1 protein-coding gene is annotated in these 1,388 nt (G+C 73.6%); it reads left to right on the top strand.

Going from position 1 to position 1,388, the window contains the following annotated elements; translation table 11 throughout:
* Positions 1-1,304, top strand: a 1,304-nt coding sequence (locus HMPREF0975_RS14230) for a helicase-associated domain-containing protein (protein WP_009234940.1), incomplete at its 5' end; no start/stop codon positions are given.
* Between the last annotated feature and the right edge of the window lie 84 nt (positions 1,305-1,388).

The following is a 1,388-nucleotide window of genomic DNA, read 5'->3' as shown; positions in this document are numbered from 1 at the left end:
GACGGGTACCCGGCGACGACGATGGGGGCCCTGGCGCGCCGGTCCTCGGCCTGGACCTGGAAGCCGGGTGGGCCGCGCGCCTGCGCGCCCGTGTACTCGCGCTCCTGGGCGACCTCCCGCAGGGGGCGAGCGCGACCCCTGCCTTCGTGCGGGCGGCCCTGACCTGGGAAAGCCCCAGGCGCACCATCCCCGGCGGGGCGATCTCAGCGGTCCTGGCCGAGGCCGAGACCCTCGGGATCACCGGTGGCCGCGCGCTCACCGAAGCTGGCAGAATCCTCGCCCGACGGGCGGCGGCGAGCCTCGATCAGCCGGATGCCGGCCGTGGTGGCAGCGCCGGTAGCGCCGAGGGCACCGACGGAGACACAGTCGCCGAGGCGCCGTCGGACGACGAAACCCTGGCAGCGCTGGAGGCCGCGCTCGCCGCGGATCTGCCGGCCGCCGTCGACATGATCCTCGTTCAGTCCGACCTCACCGCCATCGTGCCGGGCCGGCCCGCCCCCGAACTGGCGGCCCTGCTGGAGCGTACGAGTGTGGTTGAGTCTCGCGGCGGGGCGCTCACGGTGAGGTTCACCCCCGAGTCGGTGCGCGGTGCGCTCGACATCGGCTACAGCGCCGAGGAGATCATCGAGGCCATCGGACGCTACAGTCCCGTGCCCCTGCCGGACTCGCTGACTGTGCTCATCCAGGATGCGGCCCGCCACCACGGGACAGTGCGGGTGCGGGCCGTGGCCGCGCTGCTGAGAGTCGGCGACGAGGCGACGGCCGCCGGGCTCCTGGCCGAGCCGCGCCTGAAGGATCTTGGCCTCGATGAGGTGGCACCCGGGATTCTCGTGGCCACGGCGAGCGCCGGGCAGGTGCTGCGCGAGCTGCGCACTAACGGGCTGGCGCCGGTGACCGAGGACGCGAGTGGTCACCTGGTGGTCGGGCCGGCCACCTTGCAGCAGGCGCGCCGGGCTCCTGAGCCGTCACGACCCGGCAGCGAGCACTCGGTAAGGCGGCGTCGGCCGGGCAGACGCGAGCTGGCGACCCTGGTGGGCAGGCTCCGCGTGGGGCAGGAGGCACTGCAGGCCGCCGGAGAAACGGCTGTGGCCACCGACCCGGTACACGCCCTGGCAATTCTGCGCCAGGCGCAGTCCTCGCGCTCGCGGCTGCGGCTGAGTCTGGCCGGTCCCGACGGCGCCGTGCAGGAGCGGCAGGTGCGGGTCATGGCCGTGGAACCCGGGCGGGTGCGCCTGCGCGACGTCGTGCGCGAGACCGAACTGACCGTGGCCGTCCACCGCATCGTCTCGGTCGAGGCGGAGTGAGGGTTGCCCCGCTTGATGATGCTCTCTCCGCCAACGACGGCGGGGTCTTGCGTCGTTGGTGAAGAGGATGTCGGAGTGGGGTGG

Source organism: Actinomyces sp. oral taxon 849 str. F0330 (genome assembly GCF_000239715.1).
Taxonomy (GTDB): domain Bacteria; phylum Actinomycetota; class Actinomycetes; order Actinomycetales; family Actinomycetaceae; genus Actinomyces; species Actinomyces johnsonii.
The sequence above is the reverse complement of the archived record's forward strand: the minus strand, read 5'-3'. Positions and strand labels throughout refer to the sequence as shown.